Origin of the sequence: Streptomyces sp. NPDC047072 (assembly GCF_040643855.1) — a bacterium.
Lineage (GTDB): Bacteria > Actinomycetota > Actinomycetes > Streptomycetales > Streptomycetaceae > Streptomyces.
The window spans coordinates 1-25,068 of record NZ_JBEYVC010000053.1; the positions used below are offsets into that span (position 1 = coordinate 1).

The 25,068-nt window shown below is 70.4% G+C and carries 23 protein-coding genes, 1 tRNA gene and 1 pseudogene; 17 read left to right on the forward strand and 8 right to left on the reverse strand.

Annotated elements, in window-relative coordinates; translation table 11 throughout:
* The 5 genes and pseudogenes from ABZ896_RS22780 to ABZ896_RS22800 all read left to right on the forward strand — a co-directional run.
* A pseudogene (locus tag ABZ896_RS22780) lies at positions 1 to 83 on the forward strand (N utilization substance protein B); the annotation flags it as partial.
* A 247-nt stretch (positions 84 to 330) separates the two neighbouring features.
* Positions 331 to 528 (forward strand): hypothetical protein, encoded by a 198-nt coding sequence (locus tag ABZ896_RS22785; RefSeq protein WP_360932073.1) that lies wholly within the window; start codon positions 331 to 333, stop codon positions 526 to 528.
* Between the two features lie 198 nt (positions 529 to 726).
* Positions 727 to 799 (forward strand) — tRNA-Ile (locus ABZ896_RS22790).
* A 74-nt stretch (positions 800 to 873) separates the two neighbouring features.
* Positions 874 to 1,410, forward strand: coding sequence for a hypothetical protein (locus tag ABZ896_RS22795; protein WP_360931918.1), 537 nt, complete (start codon positions 874 to 876; stop codon positions 1,408 to 1,410).
* A gap of 24 nt (positions 1,411 to 1,434) precedes the next feature.
* Positions 1,435 to 1,599 carry a hypothetical protein gene (locus ABZ896_RS22800; RefSeq protein WP_360931921.1) on the forward strand — a complete coding sequence of 55 codons (165 nt, stop codon included), beginning with the start codon at positions 1,435 to 1,437 and terminating at the stop codon, positions 1,597 to 1,599.
* A 901-nt stretch (positions 1,600 to 2,500) separates the two neighbouring features.
* On the opposite strand, the gene ABZ896_RS22805 is transcribed toward ABZ896_RS22800, so the two are convergent.
* The 8 genes from ABZ896_RS22805 to ABZ896_RS22840 form a co-directional block, all read right to left on the reverse strand.
* Complete coding sequence (locus tag ABZ896_RS22805) at positions 2,501 to 3,469, reverse strand: hypothetical protein (protein ID WP_360931924.1); 969 nt, start codon at positions 3,467 to 3,469, stop codon at positions 2,501 to 2,503.
* 235 nt (positions 3,470 to 3,704) lie between these two features.
* A complete protein-coding gene (locus tag ABZ896_RS22810) occupies positions 3,705 to 4,346 on the reverse strand; it encodes a hypothetical protein (RefSeq protein WP_360931926.1) in 642 nt (213 codons plus the stop codon).
* 21 nt (positions 4,347 to 4,367) lie between these two features.
* Entirely contained in the window at positions 4,368 to 4,919 is a 552-nt protein-coding gene (locus tag ABZ896_RS22815; protein ID WP_360931929.1) for a hypothetical protein, read from the reverse strand.
* 330 nt (positions 4,920 to 5,249) lie between these two features.
* On the reverse strand, positions 5,250 to 5,450 hold the full coding sequence (locus tag ABZ896_RS22820; RefSeq protein ID WP_360931932.1) for a hypothetical protein: 201 nt from the start codon (positions 5,448 to 5,450) through the stop codon (positions 5,250 to 5,252).
* A gap of 831 nt (positions 5,451 to 6,281) precedes the next feature.
* The gene (locus tag ABZ896_RS22825; protein ID WP_360931935.1) at positions 6,282 to 6,446 is read right to left on the reverse strand and encodes a hypothetical protein; all 165 of its coding nucleotides are present in this window, start codon (positions 6,444 to 6,446) and stop codon (positions 6,282 to 6,284) included.
* A gap of 65 nt (positions 6,447 to 6,511) precedes the next feature.
* Positions 6,512 to 8,044: a hypothetical protein gene (locus ABZ896_RS22830; protein WP_360931938.1), complete on the reverse strand. Its 1,533-nt coding sequence runs from the start codon at positions 8,042 to 8,044 to the stop codon at positions 6,512 to 6,514.
* The gene (locus ABZ896_RS22835; protein WP_360931941.1) at positions 8,041 to 8,322 is read right to left on the reverse strand and encodes a hypothetical protein; all 282 of its coding nucleotides are present in this window, start codon (positions 8,320 to 8,322) and stop codon (positions 8,041 to 8,043) included. Before ABZ896_RS22835 ends, ABZ896_RS22830 begins: the two co-directional genes overlap by 4 nt.
* Positions 8,319 to 8,957: a WhiB family transcriptional regulator gene (locus tag ABZ896_RS22840; protein WP_360932068.1), complete on the reverse strand. Its 639-nt coding sequence runs from the start codon at positions 8,955 to 8,957 to the stop codon at positions 8,319 to 8,321. The genes ABZ896_RS22835 and ABZ896_RS22840 overlap by 4 nt, the downstream gene beginning before the upstream one ends.
* A 208-nt stretch (positions 8,958 to 9,165) precedes the next feature.
* On the opposite strand from ABZ896_RS22840, the gene ABZ896_RS22845 reads away from it, so the two are divergent.
* The 12 genes from ABZ896_RS22845 (at position 9,166) to ABZ896_RS22900 (ending at position 24,813) form a co-directional block, all read left to right on the forward strand.
* A complete protein-coding gene (locus ABZ896_RS22845; RefSeq protein WP_360931944.1) occupies positions 9,166 to 9,861 on the forward strand; it encodes a GntR family transcriptional regulator in 696 nt (231 codons plus the stop codon).
* A 200-nt stretch (positions 9,862 to 10,061) separates the two neighbouring features.
* On the forward strand, positions 10,062 to 10,199 hold the full coding sequence (locus tag ABZ896_RS22850) for a hypothetical protein (protein WP_360931946.1): 138 nt from the start codon (positions 10,062 to 10,064) through the stop codon (positions 10,197 to 10,199).
* A gap of 713 nt (positions 10,200 to 10,912) precedes the next feature.
* Entirely contained in the window at positions 10,913 to 12,568 is a 1,656-nt protein-coding gene (locus tag ABZ896_RS22855) for a hypothetical protein (RefSeq protein ID WP_360931948.1), read from the forward strand.
* A 1,576-nt stretch (positions 12,569 to 14,144) separates the two neighbouring features.
* On the forward strand, positions 14,145 to 15,095 hold the full coding sequence (locus ABZ896_RS22860) for a hypothetical protein (RefSeq protein WP_360931951.1): 951 nt from the start codon (positions 14,145 to 14,147) through the stop codon (positions 15,093 to 15,095).
* Positions 15,096 to 15,291: 196 nt separating this feature from the next.
* Positions 15,292 to 15,558: a hypothetical protein gene (locus ABZ896_RS22865; RefSeq protein WP_360932071.1), complete on the forward strand. Its 267-nt coding sequence runs from the start codon at positions 15,292 to 15,294 to the stop codon at positions 15,556 to 15,558.
* Entirely contained in the window at positions 15,558 to 16,685 is a 1,128-nt protein-coding gene (locus ABZ896_RS22870; RefSeq protein WP_360931954.1) for a conjugal transfer protein, read from the forward strand. The genes ABZ896_RS22865 and ABZ896_RS22870 overlap by 1 nt, the downstream gene beginning before the upstream one ends.
* A gap of 20 nt (positions 16,686 to 16,705) precedes the next feature.
* Complete coding sequence (locus ABZ896_RS22875) at positions 16,706 to 17,041, forward strand: hypothetical protein (protein WP_360931957.1); 336 nt, start codon at positions 16,706 to 16,708, stop codon at positions 17,039 to 17,041.
* Positions 17,038 to 17,595 (forward strand): hypothetical protein, encoded by a 558-nt coding sequence (locus tag ABZ896_RS22880; RefSeq protein WP_360931959.1) that lies wholly within the window; start codon positions 17,038 to 17,040, stop codon positions 17,593 to 17,595. The genes ABZ896_RS22875 and ABZ896_RS22880 overlap by 4 nt, the downstream gene beginning before the upstream one ends.
* Before the next feature lie 39 nt (positions 17,596 to 17,634).
* Positions 17,635 to 20,241 carry an ATP-binding protein gene (locus ABZ896_RS22885; RefSeq protein ID WP_360931962.1) on the forward strand — a complete coding sequence of 869 codons (2,607 nt, stop codon included), beginning with the start codon at positions 17,635 to 17,637 and terminating at the stop codon, positions 20,239 to 20,241.
* Positions 20,238 to 22,634: a hypothetical protein gene (locus tag ABZ896_RS22890; RefSeq protein WP_360931965.1), complete on the forward strand. Its 2,397-nt coding sequence runs from the start codon at positions 20,238 to 20,240 to the stop codon at positions 22,632 to 22,634. Before ABZ896_RS22885 ends, ABZ896_RS22890 begins: the two co-directional genes overlap by 4 nt.
* Before the next feature lie 72 nt (positions 22,635 to 22,706).
* The gene (locus ABZ896_RS22895) at positions 22,707 to 23,372 is read left to right on the forward strand and encodes a hypothetical protein (RefSeq protein WP_360931968.1); all 666 of its coding nucleotides are present in this window, start codon (positions 22,707 to 22,709) and stop codon (positions 23,370 to 23,372) included.
* Entirely contained in the window at positions 23,365 to 24,813 is a 1,449-nt protein-coding gene (locus ABZ896_RS22900; protein ID WP_360931971.1) for a peptidoglycan DD-metalloendopeptidase family protein, read from the forward strand. The genes ABZ896_RS22895 and ABZ896_RS22900 overlap by 8 nt, the downstream gene beginning before the upstream one ends.
* Positions 24,814 to 25,068 lie beyond the last annotated feature (255 nt).

Here is a 25,068-nt window from a genome sequence, read left to right on the forward strand (position 1 = left end):
ACTGGATCCGGCTCTCCCGGACCGACACCCGGCAGCCGCCGGTGAGCGAGTACACGATGCAGCTGGTCGAGGGCTACGCGGAGCCCACCCCATGCCGCAGCCCAACAACACGCCTCAGAGTCGTACTTGCCCCGGGTGGGGTGAGGAGTGCGGGAACGACACCGAGCAGGGGGCGGATCTCTGCCCTGACTGCCACGGGGCGCGGCTGGATGCGCAGTCCCCCCGGATTCCGGTCTAGAGACGTTGCCAAATCATTTTTCACCATGTATTCTAGTTACATCAGGCGGGCCGATCCGGCCGGCTTCAACCCACCCCCTGATGGGAGCCCCCATGTTCGCCCTGCTCCGTCGTTTCGCGAAGGCAGTTGCACCCTCCGACTCCAAGGTTTCGGAGCCGGAACCGCTCTGCCCCGAAACCGGACTTCCGTACGGCGAACCTCATTCCACGGAGCGGCTGGCTTGGATCTTCGCCATGCATGACCTGGAAGACGCGCGGGAACGTGCCCTGTCTTCCGGCATCGCTTCCTGACTTCTCAGACTCCCGGCCCGGGGTCACTCCCCCTATAGCCCCGGGCCGGGTCCGGGTTGGGGGAGTTGGCCGCGCCCCGTGGGGTGGCGGTACCCGGGGACCATGTCGTTGGTTCCCGGGGCACAGACCTCCGTCCGTGTCGTCCGGCGCTTGTCCATTGGGCTCCGGGTGAGTTCGGGTGACACGGGCGGGGTGTGATGCGCCGTAGCTCAGTTGGTAGAGCGCGCCTCTTATAAGGGCGATGTCGTGGGTTCGAGTCCCGTCGGCGCAACTCAAGTTCCTTGCTCGGCTCAGTCCGCCGGGCAACGTCCGCGCACTGTTTCCAACCTTGCCGAAGGGTCTTTCATGACGCGCTCTGTTGCTCGCGTGACCGGCTATTACCAGTACGCCGGATCGACCGGTGGGCGTGGCCTCACCGAGGCTCGGATTGTTGACGCCCAGACCGCCGCCAACCCGACCGAGGATCACGCGGACGGTTCGTTCACGGTCACGTTCAGCAGGACCGGCCGCACGATGACCTACCGGCCCGCCACCCCGGATGACGTGGCCGCGATCATGGCGGAGAACGGCGCGAGGATCGACGGTAACGCCCGGTTGGGGAAGGCCGTAGCGGCTGCGCTCCGGGCCGCCGGGGTCCAGATGGCGCGGTACATGCAGCGCGACGGGAGCGGCGTTTACGTCCACGTCGGGGGTAGTTGGGTGTCGGTGTGGTGGTGGTACGCCACGGAGCAGGAGCGCCGTACCGCCCCGGCCCCTTGGATTGATGGGGAGAGCGGGGTTGTGCGTACGGAGGTCGTTGCCGCGCTGTTGCATGCCGGGTTCCGGTTCACGGACAAGGGGTCAGATCTTGAGCTGACGTACGAGAAGAACCCGCAGGTCTGAACTGTGGCGACGAAGGGACGTGCGATGGAGTCGGACAGGATGGCCGAGTTGCTCGCCCGCGCAGCGGGCGGGGACATGGGGGCCGCCGCCGCGTTCCTGCGGGCGCGTGCGGTCCGTGTTGAGGCGGGCGAGCGCTTCCGTGCCAGCGGGCGCGCGGCCGCGTTGCGGATGATCCGCGCGCGCGAGTGATTCCCGCTCTCCTCTCCTCCTCGGTGCGCGCCCCGCTCAGCGTTTCGCTGGGTGGGGCCGCAGGCTTTCCGGTGCCCGTTGGTGTCGTGCGTGATCCCGTTTGGTCTCGTGGTCGGTGTCCTGTCGTTGGTCGTTGGTCGTTGGCTTGTCTCGCGTCTCGTCTCGTGTCTCTGTCTGGTGTTCGTGTCTCGGCTCTTGCTCTTCTGCTGTTCGCTTCCGGCTCTTCTGCTTCTTCGTGTTGGTGTGCTGCTCCGTGAGTTCCGTGTGTCGTTGTCTGTGGCTGTTCCGCCCGTTCTCGTTGCTGTCGTTGGTTCCGTGTGTCGTCTGGCTTCTGCCTTTCCGCTGTTGGTTTGTTGTTCTTCGCTGTGTCCTCAGTGCCTTTGGGGGTCTCGTAGAGAAGTAGTCGGTGCGGCCGGTACCCCTTGACCGAGCTTGTGACGTGCTGCTTTCTCTGTCTCGGCCGTCGCGATGAGGCGACTTGTAGGGCGACTCGTAAGGCGACTCGTAGAGCGACTCGTGAGGCGACTCGTAGGGCGACTCGTAGGGCGACCTGGCCCAGGAGTGCTGCGCGGTGCGCCTGGGGCCTTGTTGGCCCGAGGGGGGAGATTTCTCTGTCTCCGGTGGTGCTGGCCGAGGGGGAGAGATCTCTCCCCTTTCGGGGTGTGATGGTGGCCGGCGCTGAGGGGGGGGTGATTTCTCCCCGGCCGCGTGTGAAGGGAGGAGAAATAACCCCCTATGTTGCTCGGCTGTGCCGGGCAGGGGGGAGAAGTCTCTGTGCCGGTCTGGGGGAGAAATCTCTCTCCCGGACCGTCAGGGGGGAGAAATCTCTGTTCGTGGCGGCGAGCGGGAGCTGCGTGTGCAGGGGGTGCCGGCGGCCGTGCGCCGGCACCCGGGCGGGGGGTCAGCCGTCCTGGTGGGTGACTTCGGCCGTCCTGCCGTCGAGGCAGAGTTCGCGGTATCCCGAGCGGTAGGTGTAGCCGTGCCCTTCGCAGGTGGGGCAGTCGGCTGCGTGGCTGGTGGCCGTGCCGAGGCAGAGGATCGGTTCTTGGTGGACGGGGGTGTAGATGCCTTCGCCGTGGTGCTCCCAGGTGAGCACGGTGAGGATTTCTCCGTCGCCGGCGCATCCCCCTGCGCAGTCCAGGGGGTGGGGGTCGTCGTCCTGGTGGTCCTGGTCGTCGAGTTCGAGGGCGATGTCCAGGAGGTAGGCGCGAGCGCCTTGGTCGTCTAGGGCAGGCTGGCTGTCGAGTGCCCGCAGGGCGTGGCCGGCTCGGGCGGCTGCGGTGGTCGTGGCCGTGTCGGTGGGGGAGGCCGAAGCGGCCCAGTCGAGGATCACGCCCTGCGTGATCAGGTGTCGCCGCTGTTCGTGCGGAACGTCGATGCCGGGGAACTGGGGGGACTGTCCGAGGAGGGCCCAGGCGTAGTGGTCGCACATGTGGTGTACCAGCCAGGGTCCGGTGCGTTGGAGTGGCAGGCGGCGCAGGGGTGAGAGGGCTGGCAGTGGGGTTGCGTGGGCTGCGCCGCGGGCGTGGCCGTGCAGGTGTCCGTACTGGGTGCGGAGGTGGTCGCGCCCGTTGCGTGGGTGGTCGTGGAGGCTCATGCTGTCGACTTCTCGGAGCATGTCGCCGTGGTCTCGGGCAGCTTCATGAAGGTTGGGGTCGCCTGTTCGCAGGGCGAGGACGTCGCAGAGAGCGCCGAGGTGGAGGGCTTGGTGGCGTCGCAGGATCAGGATTGCGTCGGTGTCCGGCTGGTGCTCCAGTGCGTAGGTGAGTTGGTAGTACGCCCACTGGGCTTCTCGGATCAGGCGAGTGAGGGATGGCCTCTCTTGTCGGTAGGCGTGGATGGTGTGTTCGGGGTGCAGGGTGGCGTGCATTGCGTGTGCTTTCTGGAGTAGGCGGTCGGTCGGTGGCCGGTCCCGTATGGGGGTGCGGGGTATGCGTCGTCCCGCCGAGCGGTTGGGGTTCTCGGCGGGACGACGCTGTGTGAGGGGGCTTCGGCGCTGGTCTGGGTGGGTGGTGTAACTGGTCGCGTGGCAGGGGGTCGCCGGCTCGAAGGGCGCAGTGTGGTCGGTTGGGCATGTCGGTCCCCTTCTTGTCTTGTGGTGTGGGTCAGATGAGGCCGAGGGTGGGGAGCAGGCCCCACCCTTCGTGCTCGATGTGCCGGGTGCCGCGGCCGTCGGGCCAGCCCCAGGGGCCGCTGAACTTGAGGAAGTCGGGTGTGAGTTCGACCTGCATCTGGGTGCGCCAGCCCATGAGTCGGCATCGTTTGGCATCCGGGTCGGTCACGGTCATCTGGACGCCGAGGTTGTTGACGACGCGGTCGCCGGTCTCGACTCGTTCGAGGAGGGCGGCCTCCACGTAGACCTTGGCGTGGTGGAACTGCTGCCAGATGGCGGTGCGGCGCTGGATGGCTCGGTGGGTCCGTAGGGTCGCTGTGCCGTCCACGACGGTGCCGTGGAGGAGCAGCAGTTGCCGGTAGTTGCGGAGGTAGGCGGTTCGTTGGGCGGCGGGTCGCTCGGGCGTGGAGAGCATGTCGGTGGTCTCCAGGCGGAGGGTGTCGTAGACGGACGCCCGGTGCAGACACAGGGCGACGTCTACGCCGAACGGCGTGGCGTAGACGCGCTCGACCGTGGATCTGGCTCGGCGGGGGCCGTGGACGGTTTGGCCGAGCCAGGGGGAGTCGGTGACGGGGTGGAGCTGGGCCTGGGTGAGGTGCTCGTAGGGGTCGGCGTCGTCGGGCGGTGTGGGCACGGCGTCGGCTTCCTGTTGGTCTCAGATGTGGTCGTGAAGGTCGGTGGTGTCGTAGGTGTGTTCGGAGACCTTGATCCAGCCGGTGCGGTCGCCGTCGCGGAGCTTGAGCTCCCAGCGCCCCGCCTGCCAGTGCCGGCCGGTCTCTTTGCGGCCCGCGTACTCCTTGTGGCAGCGCTGGGTCGGCTGGCCTCCCGTGGAGCCGGACGAGCCCGATGTGGAGCTGCCGTTGCTGGCGCCGGACGTGAGTGAGTTGTCTCCGGGCTTTGTGCCGCCCGGTTTGGTTCCGTTGCTCTTGCTGGATCCGCCCGTGAGGCTCTTGCCCTTGCCGCTGGAGCTGCTGCCGCTGCCGCTGCCTCCGGTCGAGCGGCCGGTCAGGGGCATGGTGAAGGCGCTGGTGTGGACGCTGGTGCAGTTGTTTCGGTAGACGTTCTCGTAGTCCGTGATCCAGCGGCCCTCCTGGCCGTGCTTGGCGATCACCTCTCCGTGTCGGAGGGGCGGTTCGGTGGAGCATCCCGTGAGTGCCAGGGCAGCGGCGGCTGTCGAGGTGATCACGAGTGCGTGGATGGTGGGCACGAGGTATCTCCTGGGCGTGGGTGGGTGCGCTCGTTGGCTACAGGTGTTGTGCGCGAGCTGCGTGTGACAACAGGGAGGGCGGACTTTCCCGCCGTCAATGAAATTACATGTTGAATCTGGTTTTTGCAACGGTAGTTGAATGGGTCTCACCTGACGCCCGGACGTTCCGCAGGATCTGGTCGGGCAGTTGACGGTCAGCAGGCTGCCGCCGCCCCTCCGTCGGTGCGGCTACCACCCGCCGGGAGTCCGAGGGTCCTCGACGCGTGCGGACTGCCCGCGGGGGCCACTCACTCCGGGAGCCGCTCGACGCGCCAGGCTGAAGGCCCCCTTTCAAGGTCGGGGACGATGCGCACCTAGGTCTTCTGCGGGGCCGTCGGCCGGGGGCTGAGCGGACTCCTCGCCCATGCCGTACGGGCCCTGCGCGGGAGCGGTCTCGTTCTGGTCGGCCGGCGCCGAGGTGTTCGTGGGCGGGGTCAGGACCTCCGCGAGGCGAGCGGTCAGCGGGCCGAGCGCGGGCCGTTCCGTCTTCACGGGTGTCCCTGCGCTCTTCGTTGTCCGGGCGCGGGAAACCCCGGTGGTGCCCCATCGCTCGGCGATCACGGCGGCCAGCCGCGCCACAGCCCTACACCGAGGGCACTGCCGGAGTAGAACAGCCAGACGACATGGGGCGGGGTGGAGTGGAGCGGATCGCCTCGATCAGCGAGCGGCGTTCCTGCGCCGGTCGCAGGACCTGGACGAGGCCGGGGGCCGCGAACGGCGGTCGACGACCTCGCTGGCGAAGTCGCGGCACATTGCCAAGGCGCGGGCGGTGGAGGCCGTCCGAATCATCCCCCGTCCGCTCCTCGTCCCCGTCTTCGTCGTGGTCTTCTCCCGGCTCCCTCACAGCGGCCGGGAGCCGGCCGACGACGCGCTCCCCTGCACTGTTTGCCCAGGCCCGGACGCGGCCGCCAACCCCGGGCTGCTCCTCGGGACCGCTGTCTTGCGGTGCGGTGTCCGGCTGCTTCTCCGCCCGTTCGGGCTCCGGTTCGCCCTTCGGATCGCGGAGCGCCAGCTCGGGCTTGTCCGGCAGACGCCAGTCCAGCAGGCGCGGGGCGCCCCGGGGAGGGGCGGCGGACGGGTCCGTCTCCCCGGCGGGCGTCCAGCCGGCCGTCGGCGGTGTGGAGGATGCTGTCTCGTCCGGTCGGGCGGGGTCGCCGGCGAGTGTGTCTGCGTGGCCGACCGGACGCGCGCCGACCTTGGCCAGCATGCGCTGAAGCGGTCTCTCGTCGGCTCCTACCGCCTGGCCCCTGCGTGCGGAAGCGGGCAGGCGGTGATCCCGCGTGCGCCTTCGCCTGCGTGTGAAAGGGGTGTTGCGGGAGCTGCTCATCGCCGGAACGTCCCCTCGGAGTCGCAGCGCACGAGTACCAGACGGGGGCGGCCGGCCTTCGGTGCGCGGGCGGGCTGTCCGGGCCGTGGCCGGGCAGCCGTGGACCGGTCCGGGGCGATGAGGGCGAGTACTTCGTCGACGTGCTCGTCGAAGGTGGTCATGGGGTGCGTTCCTCGTGATCGTGCTCGCGGGCAGCATCACGGCGCCCTGCGGAGCAAGCGTCGAGTCAGGACTGCCGGGCGCCGGCGGGGACGAGCAGGCCGCTGCCGAGCCGTGCGAAGCCGTCACCCGCGGCCGGGGTGAGGAGCTCGTCCAGGGGCGGCTGCTCGGCCAGGGTCCGGGAGATGGGCAACGTGCTGGGGGCGTCAACTGGCTGGAGACCGTTACCGACCGCGACAGCCTCGTCGAAGTGGTCCGGGCCGGCGGCGACGGTGCCTGCGGCTGTGCGGGTCTTGAGTACCTGCGGCAGCCACTCGTGCTGGGTGTCCAGGAACCGCTTCGCTCGCTTGTTGCCGATGCCGAGCGCGCTGGCGCACTTGTTGATGCCCCAGGCGAAGGCACCGTCGTCCTTCCGTGGCACGGTCTCGACGAAGGCGGCCATGACCTCGTCGTCGGTCTTGTGGTCGGCCGGTGCAGGCTCATCCCCGTGCGTGTCCTCGTCCGGGTCGGGTTTGCCCGCGCCGGTGTCGCCGCTCCCGTCGCAGGTGTCCTCGTGTGTCCCCATCCCTGCTGTGGCCTGGGGGTTCTCCTCGTCGGCCGGGTGGGATGGGTTGCGGGGATGGGGGGCGGGGTCCTGCGGGAGGATGGCGGGGATGGTGCCGATCAGGGTGCTGCGGAGGTGCTCGAAGGCCTTGGTCGTGCGCAGGTTCATCCCCGCCATGTCCGTCTGGAGCACCCGCATCTGCAGCCGTGCGACGACCTGCTCCAGGACATGGGTGTCGGAGCATCCCGCTCTCTCGCTGGCGCGCTGGGCACGGGTGTCGGCATGGATCTCGGCCAGCCGGTATGCCCAGCTGGTCATCCCGCCGGCGTGTTTGGCGGCTTCCTGGGTGCGGCGCAGCCGGTACCAGCGGTGGGCGGCCCTGCCGACGCGGATGTCGGCGGTGGCCTCTTCCTGTGACAGGTCCTGCCGGGCGGCGAGCAGCAGCGCGACGCGGAATGCCTCGACGGGGTGGAACAGGCGTACCAGGGCGATCCGGCGGTCGGGGCGGCCGCGGCCGGCGCGTGCTGTGCGGCGTTCTTCGAGGGATCCGATCTCCCAGAGCACGGCAGCCAGTACCGGCCAGACGGCGCGGACGGCGGAGCCGAGGAGAGAGGTGGCTTCGGCGGCGGAGAAGACCGCGCTGATGCCGGCGAGGATCCAGAAGAGTGCCCCGGACAGGCCCGGGCCTTCGCCGACGCGAGCACGGCGGCGGGCTCGGCGTCCGCAGACCATGGCGGCGACGTCCAGGGCGACGAAGGGCAGCAGATCGAAGGGGTCGGTCAGGCCCATCTGGTGACGGCCGACCCTGCGCAGCCCGGTGGCCGACAGTGCGGCCGCGGCTGTGGCGATGACGACGGTGAGGACGTCCTCGATGCGCCGGCCGCGGCGTTCCGCGGCCGCGGCGCGTTCGTCGTCGCTGAGCGCGGCCTGGGCGAGCCGGTGCCTGCGCAGGGCGATCGCCGGTCCGAGGGTGAGGACGAGCGCCCCCAGGACGAACTGCCAGCTGCCGAGCAGGTCGGCCACGGCCACGCCGCGGGGGACGAGGTCGGACTTCACGGGGAATCCCTCCCCGCAAGGAAGCCGGCCGCATCGGCGGCGCGGGTACGCAGCTGCCCGTCGCCGAGCGGCGCCGGGTCCTGGGTGATCCAGGCCCGGTAGGCGTCGCGCTCGAGGGTCACCTGGCGAAGCTGGGCCAGGAGCAGCACGGTGAGCGGGTGGATGCGCGGTGCCGACGTGCCGACCGGGACCAGGACGGGCAGGAGGACGGCGTCGTCGCGGCGGGCGAGGCAGCGGACCAGGGCACGGGTGCGGGCGCGCTCGTCGTCGGTGTTCACGCGGCCTCCGTCCAGCCGGCGGTGCGGCGATGGGCCGCGACGAGTTCGTCGCGCCGCTGGAGTGCTGCGGCGATCGCGCGGCGGTTCTTCTCCCGCGTGCCGGCGGGAACGGATCCGCCGAGGTACTGGCCAGCCAGCTTCTGTACTTCGTGCGCCGCGGCGATGCGGTCCTGCTGCTCCTGGGCGGTGCGGTGGTCTTCGGCGGCGGCCGCGTCCAGCCGCAGGCGCTCCTCCGCGAGCCGGCGCTTGAGCCTCTCGGGAGTCAGACCGCCGCGGATGCCGGCCGTGTCGCCCTCGCGGAGCGCGAGTTCGGCGCATGCGGCGCGCACCGGGCACACGGAGCAGTGGTCACGGACTGTCCGGGCGCGGCGGCGGCGCCAGTCGGCGTCCGTCTCCCCGTCCTCCTGGTAGAAGTGGCCGATGTCCGGGTCGGTCGCCAGGCAGACCGAGTACTTCATCGCTCGGCGCAGCTGGGGCGTGCGCAGTTGCTGGGCGACGTAGTGGCCGTCCTGGCGGTCGAGGAAGCCGCCGGCGACGAGGCTGTCGGGCGGCTCGGCCTCGGCGATGAAGTGGGCGATGTCGGCTTCAGCTGTTGCCCGTGGCCGGCTTTGGGCCGGCAGCGGGGCTGCCATCATGGTGTTCACGCGGTCTCATCTCCTGTGACGGGTGGGTGAGGCGCGTGTCGCGGTTTCCGGGAGGGCAAGTCCCGGGGACCGCACGCGCCATCTGGCCTATCTGGCATAGTCCAGTTAGGCCAGATGATGCACGTTGATCGTTGATCACGTCAAGAGCGGAGGAAGTGAGATGACCGAGCCGCGCTGGCGGGTGAGGCAGTATGTGCCCATGACGACCCCTCACCCGCACGAGCGCGCCGCCGCGGAACTACGCCGCGACATCCTGGAGGGGAAGTTCGGCGTCGGCGAGGAACTGCCCGGCGGGCGCGAGCTCGCGGAGCGGTACGGAGTCGTACGCGACACGATGCGCAAGGCCCTGGAGATTCTCCAGCGCGAGGGGTTTGTAGAGACGGCGCCGCGCCGCAAGGCCCGGGTGCTCCAGCCGGCCGCACCGCTTCGGGCGCGGCTGCACGGCGACGGCCTCCTCTGGCCGGCCGATACCGATGACCTCGGCTACAACGACCTGCGGACCAGCGGCCGCAGCGCGGACCCCGGTGCGACGGAGGCACTCGGCATCACCCCGAGCGTCCCTCTCTTCGTCCGGCAGGCTGTGCTGCTGCACGGCGGTTCCCCATGGGCGTTCCAGACGCTGTTCACCCCGAAGGCGATGCCATCGGGCCCTGCTGGGCAGGCCGCCACTGTCGGGCCGTTCACCGACGGCCCGCTCGGGAAGGAGGCGCGCTACACCAGCAGCTGGTCGGCGCGGCCGGCCACGCCGGAGGAGCGCGGCTTCCTCCGAGCACAGGGGAACGCGGTCGTGATGGAGATCCGCAGAGTCGGCTTCACGGATGAACGACCAACTTCCTGCCTTTTGACGGTAGTACGGTCCGATCTCGTAACTATTGAGGTAGACAGCGCAAGTTAAGGACTCTTGCGCCTAACTGCCCTGTTACGGGGATGCCTTTCGGGACCGGGAAGTCCGTCGGCCGGCGGCGTTCCCAATGCATGTGCACGGCGCCCGTCAGGGGATAGGGTGGCATCCGCTTGATCCACTACGCCTCACCGTCGGGGCCCAGGCGCGCAGCGCCCGGTCAGGGCCCGGTGAACCGAGAAGGCGGTTCCCCAATGACCAGCATCGTGCACTACCGGACACCGTGCGGACTTCGCGCGGCCTCCGGGACTCAGCTGCGGATGCTGTCCGGCGCGCTCGGATTCGGCCGCTCACAGCAGTCCCCCGGGAAGGGGGAGCCGGTCATGTCGTAGAACATCCGGGCGGGCTCCTCTAGCAAAGGTCGCTCCTCGCCCTCCTCGCCGACTTGGGAGTTAGCAGCTCCTGCGCCGGCCGTCACCGCTCAGATCCGGGTTAGCAGCCCAGTCCGAGCGAGGACCGGACCGATTCGGTCCGGCGATCACTGCCCTCCAGCAGCAATCCCCCCGAAGGGGTTTGTCGTTTCCCGGGGTGACCCGGGAGAACGGGGTCCATCTTGCAGCACAGTCATGCCCTTTGTCAGCTCGGCCACCCCTATTCCGCAGCGTCCAGGGCCACTTTTCGCCCGTCCGTGACGGCTCCGACACTGCGTGTGCCGGCCCGGCCGCCGCACGAGCCGGCCCGCGCACGGACCGGAGCCGCCACCGCACGTTCCCCCTTGACCAGGTCCGCCAGGACCCCCTTGACCAGCAGCGCCGTCCCCTGGGTCACAGACCCTGGCCCGCGGCCGCCCCGGCACCTGGTCAAGGGGGTCCACCACGTCCTCGGGCACCCCCTTGACCTGCAGGTCACAGGCCCGTCGAGGAATTTCTCGGCCCAGCTGTCACACCGCCGGGCTTTTCGACACCCGTAGCAGCTGAAGGCCCCGTCCCTTCAGCTTCCGTCCGAGTGCCCCTGGCCAGACCCCAGATAGCGCGTCCCCCGGGACGCCGTCGAGACCCAGCGCGCCCAGGTCACCGCCCCGCGGCACCAGCGCGCCAGGAGAAGCGTGCCCAGCACAGCAGCACAGTCCGCCGTCCCGCCGCCGACGGGCGCAGCCGAGCGCCCGCCACGCCGTCAGCGGGTCAAGGTGCCCCTGCGCCTGATCACTTCCCCGCAGTACGCCGACGTCGCGGTGAGCGTGTACGTCAAGATCGCCGCCCTGGCGTCCCGGCCCGAGGGCTGCACGGCCGCCACCGCGACCATCGCCCAGTACCTCGGTCTGTCGAAGGCATCGGTCGAACGCGGCATGACGCAGCTCAGACGTCCAGGGCCCGACGGTGTCATCGAGCTGTCCTCGACCCGCAGGTCCCTGCCCGGGGGCTCCGGGACCTCGGCGCTGCGCCGCGTGCGCGCCCTGACGAAGACCGAGCGGTTCGTCTGGATCCCCGTGGCGGCCGCCGAGGACCTCACCCCGCGGCAGCTGCGCGCATACGCGCTCATCGCCTACGCCCAGGTCCAGTCGATCCCGCTGACGGAGACGGAGATCGCAGGGGTCCTCCACCACCACAGTGGACCGCGAGCCGGCCGGACGCTGACCACCGCGGCCGCAGGGGAGATCGTCGACGACCTGGAGGCCGCACGGTGGATCACGGTGGAGCGGCGCGCCGGTGCACGCGGACGCCACCGGTTCATCGCCCACGACATCCCGCCCGGCACCGTCACCGAATCCGCCTGTGGACAGCAGGTTCCGGCCGCCGCTCCCGCTCCTTCCACCTCTGCATCTGGTGAGGGATCGGGTTCCTCGGCTGATGCGGGATCGCTCGCGAACAAGGAAGAACCTAGAACTGACCGACCCGAAGACGAACGCGCGCTCTCCTCACCCGCCGTAGGCGAAGTACAGGTGGATGAAGCTGTGGAAAACCCGGCTGCCCAGCCGCCCCACTCGCCGGCCGAGGACGGGCTCGCGCTGCGCGCGGATGACAACAAGACCCCCTTGACCACCCCTGCGGCCACCCCCTTGACCAGCCGGGGGCAGAGCTACTCCGGACCCCGGCTCACCATCAGCGCCCGCGTCCACTCCGTCCTCGAACCGGTGCACTGGCTCTACCGGCAGGCGACTGTCTACGTCCAGCGACGCATCGCCCGCGAAGTCGGCCGCCAGCTGCGCTCGGGCGTTGACGACGCCCGGCTGCGGCACCGGCTGACCAGCCGGTACGCCCGCACCATGAGCGACGAGATCAAGGACCCCGGCCGGTGGATCCTGGGCGTCGGCCTGCCCCACTGGGGCTGCGGGATCCACGACTGCGAAGCCGGCGTGCTGTGGAGCAGCGGCCGCCGGTGCCCGGTGTGCGAGGACATCGTGCGCGACCGGCACCGCGTCGCCGCAGAATCCGAAGGCTGCTCCGATGCCCGGCATCCAATGCCGGTCATGACCGGCACCGGGGCGAGTGCGGCACCTGCGGCACCGGCGCCTGCGATCCCCCGGGGCCAGTGCCGCGGATGCGGCTGCACCGTCCTCAAGGTGAACCGCGCGGTCGAGGACAGCCTGTGCCGGCCCTGCCGCGAAGAGCAGGCCGATGCACGCGTGACGACTCCGGTGCCGCACCGGGCGCCGGACCAGTGCACCGGCTGGGACGGCGGCGGGTGCACCCGGCCAGCGCTGGGTGCTGCCGGCTTGTGCGTCCGGTGCCGTGCCCGCCAGCTCGACTGCGTTGCATCGTGAGCCGACGGCCCGAGGCATCGACGGGTCGCACCGACCCGAGGTTCCCCCCTTCGTGTTGGACGGGATGCACAGCGCGGGTGCCGATGTCCGGGTCCCTCTTCGGCCGGGTTCCTCGCACCACCTGGTCGCAATTCCCGGGCTCACGGACGCTCCTGAAGCGGCAGCAGCCGGGCCGGTACCCCAGGGCACCGCTAGCCCTTGACCAGGGTCGACCGACGGAGTCGTTTCCCCTTGACCACGGGGCTGGTCAAGGGGAAACCCGGCGCAGAGGCGGGGCTGGCAGGGCGCTCCGGCTCCCCTTGGCCTTGTGCCCCATAGCGGCAGGAAGCGCGAAGCGCGGGCAGGCCGGATGACCGGCGCCCAGAGGCCGTCGCCCCGCCAGGTTGATGCCCGGATCGTGCACCGGAATCTGCCCGCGGGCGATGCCGACGGACCGCGTCGTCGCCCGCGCCGTGCACTGGCTGCGTCGGAGGATGAGTGCCGAGCATCGCCCAGTACATCGGATGCTCGACATCCGATGTACGGACACCGGATGCATCGACCCTCGTGCATTGGGCCCGGACGGGGCCCGATGTTCGGCATCCGATGCACCCCGTCGGCAGGATGTCGTGCACCCGGTGCAGTGCGCCGCATCGTCGATGAGTGGGCACCGCTCCACGATCCGATGCACCGCGCCGGCGTCCCGGGTGCAGGGCATCGTCCGGCGATGCCGTGCACTCCGGCATCCTGGAGCAAGCCGCTTTGCCAAGGGCCGAGGACGCATGTCTGATGCTGAGCGCTCGGTCCGCGGACTCGGACCTGTCCCTCTGGCTCTGGTCTCCCGGCCGCCGCGGGCAACCCCTTGACCACGTTGACGGCTCCCCCCCTTGACCAGGGGCGCGGGCGCTGCGGTTTCCCCTTGACCACGGGGCTGGTCAAGGGGAAACAGACCAGGTCTGCCGGGTCGCAGAAGAACGTCGCGCCGTGGTGCGGGCCAGGCGCCTGGCGGCAGGCGGGAACGGGCACGGCCCACTCGCTCCTCGGCCCTCGGGGCGCGATGACGCGCGGGTGCCGGGGCGCTGTCGCCCCCCGGTGCCCACGCCGGGTCACCGAGCAAACCGAGAATCCTCCTCCGCCGCCGCGGGCGGCACTGAGGCCATTCCGGTCTCCGATGCAGGGCATCCGGATGCCGTCCGCCCGTCGCGACGATGCAGGGCGTGCATCGTCGACAGGAGATGTCGATGTGCACGAGTGCCGGGCATCGGGTGCCGGGCATCGGCAGCTCCGGTGCGTCCGATGCCGCGGCCGCGGTCAGTGCCCGGATGCCGGTGCAGGACATCGGATGCCGGTGCAGGACATCGGCATCGCCAAGAGAGCCGCGAGTTCACGGCATCGGCATCGACCGGTCGCCCAACCCCCTTGACCGCGGACCGCACCCCTTGACCGCCGCACCCTTGCCCACCCTGCACGTCCGGCCGACGGTGCCGGTTTCCCCTTGACCGCGACGTGCCGATACGGCCGTCAGACCGCGGTCAAGGGGGGCCTCGGAAGTGTCGGCGCCATCGAGACCAGATGGCGCGAAAGGACGGACACGGACGTGGCCACCCTCCAGAACACCCCGGTATCCGACTCCTCCGAGTCCGTGACCCGCTACAACACGATCAGCCTGATGAACCGTGACTGGGACGTGCTGTGCCGTGACCTGCGCGCCGCCGACCGGGTCACCGAGTGGGCCGAGCGGCACCCAGTCCTCAACGGTGCCACCGGCCCCCAGGACGTCGTCGACAAGATCTCCGCCTATTACCGGGCTGCCGACTACGACTCCCACGACCGCGTGATGCACCTGCTCGTCGAGCAGGCCGGCACCGAGGGCTTCGACGGACACCTCGCCTGGCGGATCGCGGTCCGGGTCCTGCTGCCCAAGGCGATCCTGATGGCCAAGTCGCAGCGGCGCACGGGCCTGCCGTGGGACGACGTCTGCGCGGCTGTCCTGGGCGCCGCCTTCGAGATCGTGCGCACCTATCCGCTCGAGCGGCGGCCGCGGCGCATCTTCAACAACATCGCGCTCGACACCCTGCAGCTCGCCCGGCGCACCCTGGCCGCGTACATCGACGAGGCCGGCCAGGTCGAGGAGTTCGCCGCCGGCGTCGCCCCGCTCGCGGCCGCCGAGTCCCACACCCGGTACACGCACGTCGTCGCCAGCGAGGACCCGGACACTCCGCACGACACTTTCGAGCTCGCCGACCTTCTGATGCGCGCGGCGCAGATGGAGCTCGTCGACGCCGACGAGCCGGCGCTGCAGCACAACGAACCGCGGACGGAGGTCCTGGACCTGCTGCTGTGGGCGGTTCAGGCCGGAGCGCTGAAGGAGACCGAGGCGCAGCGCATCGCCCGCTACTACCTCTCCGGCTCCCAGGGTCCCAACCGCCAGCACATGACCACACGGTCGATGGGCCAGGAGGGCGCCCTGCTGCGCCAGCACGCCAGCCGCGCCGTCCGGACGCTGCGCAAGAGCACGGACCTCGGACGACACCTCGCCGCCGCGTAAGGCGCTGGCACGCGGACCTCCACCGGCGCCTGCACCGGCCCTCCTGGAAGGCCGTTCGGAAAAACCTCGGCCGCGCTGTCACACCGCGCGCCTCCTCGACACCTGTAGCAACCGAGAACCCCCGCCCGACGCGGCGCCGCCCCACCTCAAGACCGCCTCCACCCTTTTGCGATCCGGGAGAACCGACGTGACCACGATGTCCCCGACAGGCACCGGCCGACCGCTCCTCGATGCCGACGAAGCCCGTGTGGCGCGAGCCTCGCGTGAACTGACCAAGCTCGCCGCCGCCATGGTGAGCCGGCCGATGGACCGCGACCTGCACGAGCAGATGCGTTCCTTCCTGGAAACGGAGTCAGAGCCCGCCCTGACGTCGTGGGACGTGCTGGTCGCCCGGACGCCCGACGAGCTCAAGGAACGCATCTCGACTGTCCTGACCGCCCAGGCCCTGCGGAGGGTCTCGTGATGCGCGCGCGGCGTCAGCGGGGGGCCGGCCGGAAGCGGGCCGTCGAGGTGGAGGCCTGGGATGACGAGTTCGAGGAGGCCGAGGAGGCGCGGGATGCGCCGGCGGCCGAGCCGGACGAGACCGGGTGGAAGACGAGCACGGCGCACCTGAACGGGATCGCCCGTGTGTTCCGCGTCGGTGTGTGGGCGCTCGTGGCCTCCGGGCCGGCTCTCGGGGCGATGGCCCTTCTCGCCGCTTCCGGCCAGGTGCAGGGGGTCGCCACGCCGGCTTCGGCTCCGTCGCCGGCCTCCGAAGTGGGACCGGCCGGCTTCGCCGAGCTGTTCGTCTCGGCCTACCTGCAGGCCGGCCAGGGCACCGAAGGCGATCTGGCGCCGTACTTCTCCGGTTCCGTAGCGCTGTCGGTCGAGCCCGACACCCGGACCGCCACGCAGTCGACGGTCATCGCCTCCAGGGAGGTGCAGGCCGGCTACTGGTCGATCACCGTGGCCGCCGACGTCACCGCCCGTGACAACCAGGGCAAGGCGCAGCACCTGGGCGTGCAGTACTTCCGCGTCGGCGTCCAGGCCGCAGGGCCGACGAGTGCCGGCGGTACCTCGAAGTCCGACACCGCGGTGACCGGCTACACGGCGACATCCTTGCCGGCGCAGGTGGCCGCTCCCTCGGCGCTCAAGCCCGGCGCCCTGGCGTACGAGTCCGACCGCGGATCGAGCAGCACGGACCCGGCGGTCGACGCGGCCAAGGGTTTCTTGACCGCGTACCTGACCGGGACCTCCGAGCTCGATCGCTACACCTCCCCCGGTGCAGGGCTGAGGGCCATCAGCCCCGCGCCGTACACCGAGGCCAAGGTGACCGGGGTTCAGGACGACTCCACCAGTGCCAGCCAGCAGAAGGTGCCCGCCGACGGGACCGTGCTGCACCAGCTGGTCCAGGTCGATGCCACCGACCAGGGCGGCAGCCCGGTCTCGCTGAACTACGCCCTCACCCTCAAGTCCCGCGCCGGCCGCTGGGAAGTCGCGTCCGTCGACGACGCCCCGGCCCTGCGCGCGAGCGGCACTCCTTCCGCAGCGCCGCACACCGCCCCTGCCCCTGACGCCGCCAAGGCGACGCCTTCGCCGTCGGCCTCCTGAAGAAGAAAGAGGAACCGTTCATGCACACACTGGCCAGCCCCGACCACGTCGTCCTCGCCGGCGACATCCTGGACTGGGCCAACACCAAGACCGGGCAGGTCCGCACGCTGGTCCTGACCGTCGCCGGCCTGATGGCGATCATCGCCGTCCTCATGGCCTGGTGGCGAACCCGCTCCTTCGTCGGCACCCTCGTGGCCTTCGTCCTGGCCGCCCTGGTGCTGTGGGGCATCAGCAACCTTTCGGTGCTGAAGACCAAGGTCGGATCCGAAATCGACGACGGCGCGGCCTCGGCGCCTGTCGTCCACGTCACCGGCGACGCGCCCGCCCTGACAGGTGACGGCTGGCGGGTTTCGTGAGCGCGTCGGAGGAGGAGCTGATCGGGCGCTCGTACACGCGCGCCCGCCGGCACCCGCTCGTCATCGGCAAACTCCCGGGAGCCGGCCGGCTCCCGGGAGGGCCCTACACGATCACCCAGGTCATGACGATGGTGATCACCTTCGGGCTCCTGGTGATGACCAGGGGCCTGTGGGCCCACTTCGGCGCCATGAACTTCGTCCTCATGGTCCTGGTGCCGTGGGGCCTTGCCTGGGTGCTGCGCTATGCGCGGTTGGACGGCCGGGACCCCGCCCGCGCGCTACGCAGCCTGTTCATCTACTCCTCCACCCCAGCCCAGGGCCGTCTCGCCGGCAAGCCGCAGCGGGTCACTCGACCGCGCCTGGCATCCGTCACCTGCACGGTGCGCGTCCGGTCCGCCGAGCGGCCCCCGCCGGCGCCGGTACCCACCCGCGTCGCGAAGCCGGCGTCCGTTCCGGCCCGGACGACGCCCCCGGCCGCCGCACCAGTCACCGGCGCGCGGCCCACGCCCAAGACCGGGTTGCAGGCCCTTCTCGCCTCCCTCGACGAGAGCTGACCAGCCAGCTCACCGCCCCAGCACAGAAAGCAGATCGCCATGCGTCTCCCCGTCCGGCACATCAGCGGCCACCTTCTTTGGACCACCGCCGCCACCGTGTGGGCGGTCTGGCGCGTCGACACCGACAACTACACCCATGCCTCGAAGTCGACCAAGCGCGAGCGCCTGGACTCCCTGGAGGCGCTCTTCAAGTCCCTGCGGGGCGAGGCCCTGCTGCTGAGTCTGTGCCCGAGCGTCGACGCCGCCTCCGTCGTCACCCGCATGACCGCCGGCGTCGACCTGGACCAGTCCCCCGAGTACGTCGACCTCTCGCTGAAGGTCCTCGACCAGCTCCAGGACCTGGAGCTGACCGGCCGCGTCGACTTCCTCGCCGTCCCCCTGCCCCACCTCGACCTCAAGCAGAGCACCCGCGCCGTCATCTCCTCCCTGCAGGCCGAGGTGATGGGCGCGCTCGGTCTGCCCGTCGGCCCCATCTCCGTCTCCGAGGAGCGCCGGCGCCTGGGGCAGGCCACCCGCCTGGCCGCCGGCTGGCCCTCCGGCATCAAGATGCGGCCCGCCACCGAGGCCGAGATCCTGTGGATCTACGGACACAGCGCCCGCCGCGGCCTGAGCGAACCGCTGCTTCCCGAGGACGGCGCGCCGCGGGCCCTGCGCGGCCGCGGCCACACGGTGGCCGCCCACACCCAGGTGATCTTGGACGAGGGCGGTCGCGGCAACCGCCCCTCCAAGGGCCCCACCAACCCCTTCAAGCGCCGCTACCTGCGCGCCACTTCCGAGCACGGCGACTCCTACCAGGCATTCTGCGTGCTCTCCGAGATGCCCGAGGCATTCCGTTTCCCCGGCAGCGAGTACCTGGCTGCGCTGGACGACTTCAACTTCCCCGTGGACTGGGCCGTCCGCCTGCACGTCGAGTCCGGCGCGAAGGCCGAGCCGAAGAGCCGGCGACAGCAGCGCGAACTCGCGCACCAGCGCGGCGAATACGAGGGTGAGACCTCGGGCGTGCCCGCCTCCCTCGACAAGGCCTCCTTCGCCCTCGACGAGTACCGCGACCGGCTCACCGCCTCCTCGACCGAGGTCGAGATCCGCGCGACCGTCGCCACCTGCGTCTGGGGCACCACCGCCGAGGAAGCCGACGAGAAGGCGACGTTGCTGGCCAATCACTTCGGCGGCAACGACTACACGCTCGTGCGGCCGACCGGTGACCAGGTCGCGCTCTTCCACGGCATGCTGCCGGGCGTCACGACGCCCCGGCCGATGCTCGACTACACCCAGTACCTCCTCGCCCGCGACTTCGTCATGTCGATGCCCTTCTGCGGGGCCCAGCTCGGCGACGACACCGGCAGCCTCTTCGGCCTCCAGCTCAACGGCGGCGGCGTGCGGCCGGTGCTGGCGGACTTCTCCCACGGCCCCCGTGTCAACGCCAGCGCGAGCGCGGCGTTCGTCGGCGAGCTCGGTTCCGGCAAGAGCGTCGCGATGAAGTGCGCGATGTACTCGATCCTCACCACCGGACACCGGGCCGGACAGCGTAACTCCCGCGGCCGCGCCCTGGTCATCGACCGCACCCCGCAGCAGGAGTGGTCGCGGTTCGCGAGTGCCTGCCCCGGCACCACGCAGATCATCAACGTCGACGAGGACGCCGGCGTCTCTCTGGACCCCCTGCGCGTCTTCCGCGGTCCGCGGGCCGCCCGCTACACCGAGTCCTTCCTCACCCCGCTCCTGGACATCGGCTCGATGAGCGTCGAGGGCATCACTCTCGCGGAGGCGATCGAGGCCACCCGGCTCGGCCCCCAGCCGAGCATGACCGCTCTGATCGACACCCTCGCGAACAGGGCCCGCACCCCCGACCCGGACGAGCCGAACGATGCCGCGGTCCGCGCCGCCGCATCGGAGCTGGTCCGCAAGCTGCGGTCGCTGGCGAAGAAGGACCTCGGCCGCGTCATTTTCGACCCTTCGCTGCCGGTCGTACGGATCACGGACGCCGACAGCATCGTCTTCGCCGTCGACCGCCTGGGCCTGCCCACCAAGGAGGAGCTCTCCGAACACCGCCTGCCGAGTCTGGAGGTCGAGAAGCGGTTCGGCTGGCGGCTGATGTACCTGATGACGGCGCTGTGCAGGGAAGTTGCCTTCGCCGACCCCAACGAGTTCACCGGCGTCTTCCTCGACGAGTGCTGGTGGCTGACGGCCTCCGCGGAGGGCTCCAGCCTCCTGCTCGAGTTGATCGCCGACGGCCGCAAGCACAACGCCGGCGCTTTCGCGGGCAGCCACGACCCGTATGACATCGGCCCGAAGTCCGAGGTCGGCGACAAGATCCGGGCCCTGTTGTCCCACATCTTCGTCTTCCGCCACCGCAGCAAGACCCTTGCGGCGCGTTGCCTGGAGTTCATCGACCTGGACCCGGCGGACGCCGAGATGATCAAGGTCATCACCGAGAACCTCAGCCCGCTCAACGTCAGCGAGACCGAGCGGGCCCTGCGGGCCGGCGAATCCCTCTACCGGGACCTGCGCAAGCGGATCGGCGGACTGAAGGTACTCATCCCGGCGGATGAGCACGCCGCCGCGGCGATCCACACCACCCCGGGTCAGGGCCACGACGATGACGACGAGGCCGCGGAGCTCGAAGCGGTGGCAGACGGGGCGCTGGTATGAACGCCGCGCGCCGGCCGGCGGCCGGCCGAAGGCGCCTCGGGCTGATCGCGCTACTGCTGGTCCTGTTCACGATGGTCCTGGCGCCGGCAGCCTCCGCCGACCCCACCCCTGCGCCGAGCACCTCTGCCACGTCCGGGCCGGCCGACGAGAGCTCCAAGGCCAAGGACGCGGCGCAGAAGCTGAAGGAGCAGCAGCTGAAGGACGCCAGCGACGGCATCCTCCAGCCCTTCAACGTCACCGACCGCGACGGCGTCCCGATCTCCGCCTACACCGTAAAAACGGATACCGGTGGCTGGAAGGACATCGACCTCAAGATCTGGAACATTGTCGCCCAGCTGCTGTTCGGCCTGTCGAAGTGGGTCGTCGGCTTCACCTGCTGGCTGATCAAGTGGGCCCTCAACTTCGGCCTGGCCGACGTCCTGATCGGCCCCGTCGACCACATCTCCACCACGATCAAGAACCAGGTCATCGACCGGCTCGGCCTGCCGGGCCTGTTCCTCCTCTTCGCCGGCTTCTACGCCGGCTGGCTGATCCTCTTCAAGGAACGCGCGCGCGGCTTCGCCGAGATCGGCGTCTCGCTCGTGGTCGCCGCGGTGGCCACCACCGTGCTGGTCTCGCCGGCCCAGGTCCTGCTCGGCCAGCACCACCAGGCGCAGCCGCAGGGCTCGACCATGCTCCTGTCGGACGAGGGCCTGCTGGGCAAGGCCAAGGACTTCACCCTGGAGATCGCCTCGATCGTGCTCGCGGACGACCCGGCGAGCGCCCAGGGCAGCGCCGACCCCAACAACGTGGCGAAGCCGATCACCGACGCGCTGGTCGACGCGTTCATCGTCAAGCCCAACGAACTCATGGTCTACGGGCAGACCTTCGACGGGTCCTGCGACAAGGCGTTCCGCGAGTTCAAGCTCGCCGAGTTCAATCTCAACGAGGCCGGCGACGACTACTGGAACGTCGTGGTGATGGACTCGATCTACGACACGAACCTCATCGGGTCCCTCAACAAGGCGTCCGACAAGTTCGAAGCGGCGTGCGGCGAAGACAAGCCCAAGGCCAAACGTGCCTCGGCCGACCTGGCCTTCTCGGCCCTGTTCGTCGCGATCGCCGCGATCATCGTGGCCATCCTCATGGTCCTGGTCACCGGCGGATTCCTCACCGCGCAGGGCTGGCTGGCGTTCGAGGCCATCCGCGGCCACTGGGCCCTGGCCGCCGGCATCCTGCCCGGCGGCGGACGGGCGACGCTGTGGCGCTGGCTCTCCGCGATCACCAAGGCCGTCCTCGGCATCGTCCTGGCCATCTTGTTCCTGGCCATCTTCATCCTGGTCGTTCTCGCCCTCATCGACGCGGACACCGGCGACGTGCTGGCCGTCAAGTTCATCGTCATCGACGTCACGGCTGTGGCCGGTCTGGCCGGGCACAGGCGGATCAAGCAGACGGCACAGACCATCGCGGTCAACCTGAACCGCAGGCTCGCCAACGCCCGCGTCGGCGGCTCCCGTCGCAGCGTGTTCGCCAGCCCGGGCCGCTACGCCGAGACCGCGCCGGGGCTCAAGCAGATGTGGGGCGAGGCCCGGGGTGAGGCGCGCCGCGTGTCCCAGCCGGTGGGCAAGGGCCTCAAGTCCGCGCGCAACGCCTGGGTCGGCTCCCCGCAGGCCAACCGCAAGGCGACCAGCCGCCTGCGGACGGCGGCGCGGCTGGCCACCAACGCGGCCGCCGCCGTCGGTACCGGTGGCGCGAGCGCGGCGGCGAAGGTCGCGGCCCAGCAGACGGCGAAGGCCACCTTGAAGAAGCGACTGGCGACGGCGGCCGCCACCAAGATGTCCCAGACCAGGGGCGGGCGGGCCACCATGGCCACCGGCAAGGCCGCCGCCGCCACCGCGAAGTACGGAGCGAAGGCAGGCAAGTTCGCCTTCATGGCCACGGTGGGTGCACCGGTCGGCATTCCCCGCGGCGTCGCCGCGACCAAGAGGGGCGCGGCCGCGGCGAAGGCTCGCGCCGATGAGGTGCGTGGACAGCTCAAGGCCGTCAAGGCGCGGACCGTCGACAAGAAGGTCCAGGAGGCCAAGGACTTCGGCGCCGAGTACAAGCACAACGTTGCCGCGGCCGGCCGGTTCGTCGCGAAGACGGGGACGAAGGCTCAGGTGAACCTGGGGCTGGCCCCGATCCAGCCGAATCCCAAGTCCTCGGCACCGCCCGGGACTCGGGCCGGGGCCATTGCCCCGAAGGTGCCGGGCGCCAAGACGCCGCCCCTGCCCAAGCCCCCTGCGGCCGGCCCCACGCAGGTGCCGGCGATGCCGACCCCGCCCACACCTGCTCCGCCGCCGAAGCCCACGCCCAAACCGAGGACCGTGCGGCGCGCCACCCGCCCGGCCGGCCCGCCCAAGCGGCGGCCGTAGGCATACGCGGCCGGGGCCCTCGGCCCCGGCCGCCCGGATCACCAGCCCAGTACCACCCGACGGGGGACTCTCATGCCCGAAACCGACGACAAGGACGCCCGCCGCGGCACGTTCGCGCTGTTCGCCGCCTCCGCCGTACTCGCGGCCGTCGGAGTGAGTCTGCTGTACGGCACCAGCAGCGGCATGCCTTCTTCCGCCACCGGCACACCGGCGCCGGCGCCCACGGCGCTCTCGCCGTCACCTTCCACAGCCAGCGCCGCGTCCCCCGCGCCGCGCACCCCGCCGCCGACGTCGTCCGCGCCCAGCGCAGCTGCGGCACCGCTTCCGGTGACCAAGCCGATGCAGGACGCGGCCCGCGCCTTCGTGGTCGCGTGGGCGAGCCACGACGCACGGCCCGGCGGGGACTCCTCGTACGACGACGCGTCCCATCGCGCGGCCGCGTACGCCGCGGGCGACCTGGCGACGGACCTGCGCACCCGGCGCAGCGGCAGCGCCGGCGTCCGGCAGTGGCTGGAGTGGAAGGACAGCCGGGTCCGCGTCACCGCCTCGGTCCTGCGGGTCTCCCTGCCGGACGGGGCCCCTGCCCTCACCGAGGACTCCGGCTACGCCCAGGTCCTCTACGCGGTGACGCAGAAGCCGGCCGCCGGTCCGCCGGCCACGTCGCAGGAGCACGTCGTGCTCAAGCTCCGGCGCGATGGCGACGGCACCTGGCGCGTGAGCGGACTGCCCAATGTCTGAGGAGAAGGAGTCCAAGCTCGGCAGGAACCTCCTGATCGGTGTCCTGGTCACAGCCCTGCTCGGCTTCGGCCTCATCCTGACCGCGGTCCTGGCCCTCTCCGAGGCCATCGGCGAGGACAACACGAGCCAGTTCCTGGAGAACGCGGGGTTCGGGGGCGGCCTCGCGGACAACGCGGATATACCCGACTGGCTTCGCCCGATCATCCTCGACGCCGTCGCACAGTACGGCTGCACCGAGGTCACGCCGTCGTTGATCGCCGCCCAGCTCTTCCAGGAGTCCGGCTTCCGTACCAACCCGCCCGACGGCGGCGCTGGCGCCCTGGGCATCGCCCAGTTCATCCCGGGCACCTGGGCGGCCGAGGGCGTCGACGGGAACAACGACGGGAAGAAGGACCCGCTCGACCCCAAAGACGCCGTCCCGGCGATGGTGTCCTACGACTGCAAGCTCGCCGACGCCGTGCGCAAGGTCCCCGGCGACGTGGTGGACAACATGCTCGCCGCGTACAACGCCGGCGCGTACGCGGTGCAGGTGTACGGCGGAATCCCGCCGTACGAGGAAACCCGCAACTACGTCCGCGAGATCCGTGAGCGGGCGGAGAAATGGGCGGCCCCTGCAGACGGGCAGGTCTCCGGCGGCCTGGAGAAGGTCGTGGCCGCGGCGAAGAAGGCCCTGGGCACGCCCTACTTGTTCGGCGGCAACTGCAAGCCCCCCTTCGACGGCGTGAACCGCTGCGACTGCTCGAGCCTGGTGAAGTACGCCTGGAGCACGGTGGGTGTGAACCTGCCCCGGGACACCTACGGCCAGGTGGGCATCGGCACCAAAGTGACGTCGGTGAAGGACCTGCGCCCCGGTGACCTGCTCTTCTCCGGCGGGAGCGCATCGGCGCCCGAACACGTGGCCATGTACATCGGCGGCAGCCAGGCCATCGACGCCCCGCACACCGGCGCCACCGTCCGGATCAAGCCGCTGTCGTACTGGACGCCGCAGATCCTGGTGATGAAGCGCCCGCCCTACACCGACCCGGCGTCGAACGGGACGTGGGTCGCCCCGGTCGCCGACACCACCATCGGCACCCGCTACCACGCCTCGGGCTCGATGTGGTCTAGCGGCTACCACACCGGCGTCGACTTCCCGGTTCCCACCGGCACACCGATCCGCGCGGTCGGCCCGGGCACCGTGGTCACCGCCGGCTGGTCCAGCGCGTACGGCTACCAGGTCGTGATCAAACACGCGGACGGCAAGTACTCCCAGTACGCCCACCAGTCCAAACTGCTCGTCTCCGTGGGCCAGAAAGTAAGCGGAGGGCAGCGCATCGGCTACTCCGGCGCGACGGGCAACGTGAGCGGCCCCCACCTGCACTTCGAGATCCGGACCGGGCCCGAGTACGGCACGGACATCGATCCGCTGAAATACCTCCGCAGCCACGGAGTGAAGATCTGACCTCCCGTTTCCGTTGTCTGCGGCCTCCTCGGCGAGGCCGCAGGTGACCTGTCGCAACGAACGTTGAGCCTTCTCACCGAAGTCTGAGCGCTGTACATGTCCTTGCCCTCTGCCCTTGCGCTCAGTTAGCCGTCTGCCGCCGCAGTGAGCTCAGCCAAGTGAGCCTGCCGGCTGCGCACCGCGCGCTCCAACTGCTCAACATCCAAACTGGCACGTCGGTGGGTCGGGGTCCCCGGCCTGCTGTGTGCCAGCCGC

What these genes read in the sequence shown, in the direction of transcription:
- ABZ896_RS22895 (WP_360931968.1), top strand. Translation starts at nt 22,707, where the DNA reads ATGCCCGAAACCGACGACAAGGACGCCCGCCGCGGCACGTTCGCGCTG.
- ABZ896_RS22850 (WP_360931946.1), top strand. Translation starts at nt 10,062, where the DNA reads ATGACCAGCATCGTGCACTACCGGACACCGTGCGGACTTCGCGCGGCC.
- ABZ896_RS22805 (WP_360931924.1), bottom strand. Translation starts at nt 3,469, where the DNA reads ATGCACGCCACCCTGCACCCCGAACACACCATCCACGCCTACCGACAA.
- ABZ896_RS22870 (WP_360931954.1), top strand. Translation starts at nt 15,558, where the DNA reads ATGCGCGCGCGGCGTCAGCGGGGGGCCGGCCGGAAGCGGGCCGTCGAG.
- ABZ896_RS22885 (WP_360931962.1), top strand. Translation starts at nt 17,635, where the DNA reads ATGCGTCTCCCCGTCCGGCACATCAGCGGCCACCTTCTTTGGACCACC.
- ABZ896_RS22785 (WP_360932073.1), top strand. Translation starts at nt 331, where the DNA reads ATGTTCGCCCTGCTCCGTCGTTTCGCGAAGGCAGTTGCACCCTCCGAC.
- ABZ896_RS22800 (WP_360931921.1), top strand. Translation starts at nt 1,435, where the DNA reads ATGGAGTCGGACAGGATGGCCGAGTTGCTCGCCCGCGCAGCGGGCGGG.
- ABZ896_RS22795 (WP_360931918.1), top strand. Translation starts at nt 874, where the DNA reads ATGACGCGCTCTGTTGCTCGCGTGACCGGCTATTACCAGTACGCCGGA.
- ABZ896_RS22840 (WP_360932068.1), bottom strand. Translation starts at nt 8,957, where the DNA reads ATGATGGCAGCCCCGCTGCCGGCCCAAAGCCGGCCACGGGCAACAGCT.
- ABZ896_RS22875 (WP_360931957.1), top strand. Translation starts at nt 16,706, where the DNA reads ATGCACACACTGGCCAGCCCCGACCACGTCGTCCTCGCCGGCGACATC.
- ABZ896_RS22900 (WP_360931971.1), top strand. Translation starts at nt 23,365, where the DNA reads ATGTCTGAGGAGAAGGAGTCCAAGCTCGGCAGGAACCTCCTGATCGGT.
- ABZ896_RS22890 (WP_360931965.1), top strand. Translation starts at nt 20,238, where the DNA reads ATGAACGCCGCGCGCCGGCCGGCGGCCGGCCGAAGGCGCCTCGGGCTG.
- ABZ896_RS22865 (WP_360932071.1), top strand. Translation starts at nt 15,292, where the DNA reads ATGTCCCCGACAGGCACCGGCCGACCGCTCCTCGATGCCGACGAAGCC.
- ABZ896_RS22825 (WP_360931935.1), bottom strand. Translation starts at nt 6,446, where the DNA reads ATGACCACCTTCGACGAGCACGTCGACGAAGTACTCGCCCTCATCGCC.
- ABZ896_RS22845 (WP_360931944.1), top strand. Translation starts at nt 9,166, where the DNA reads ATGACGACCCCTCACCCGCACGAGCGCGCCGCCGCGGAACTACGCCGC.